1 protein-coding gene is annotated in these 454 nt (G+C 72.0%); it reads left to right on the top strand.

Going from position 1 to position 454, the window contains the following annotated elements; genetic code table 11:
* On the top strand, positions 1 to 454 hold a 454-nt coding region (locus N5079_RS35170; RefSeq protein ID WP_261588547.1), incomplete at both ends, for a hypothetical protein.

Raw genomic sequence — 454 nt, 5'->3', positions numbered from 1 at the left:
AGGCGCAGGGGGCGGAGGCCGCCACGGCGGTTGACTCCACCGACGGCAGCGTACGGGCTGGCGACGCCGGGGTCAGGCGCGCTTTCCAGCTGGCCGTGCCGTACGACACCTGGGCCGGCAACGACGAGCGGGCCGGACTACTACACGGCTACGGCCCCCTCACCCCCGACCAAGCCCGGCAACTCGCCACCCTGGCCTCCACCTGGGTCGCCACCCGCACCCCACACGGCCACATCATCCTCCACGCCAAGATCACCACCCTGACCAAACCCCGAACCCAGCACACCGCGATCCGCACAGCCATCCACGCCATCGACACCACCCACCCACCCGAGCCCCGCTACCGGCCCAGCCAAGCCCTCACCGCCCGCGTCCGCGCCCGCGACCTCACCTGCCGCAACCCCATATGCAACCGCAGCGCCTACAGCAGCGACCTCGACCACACCCGCCCCCA

It is taken from the genome of Planotetraspora sp. A-T 1434 (assembly GCF_025420585.1).
Classification (GTDB): Bacteria; Actinomycetota; Actinomycetes; order Streptosporangiales; family Streptosporangiaceae; genus JAOEGB01.
Note: the sequence above shows the minus strand (reverse complement) of the source record. Positions and strands in the feature narration are given on the sequence as shown.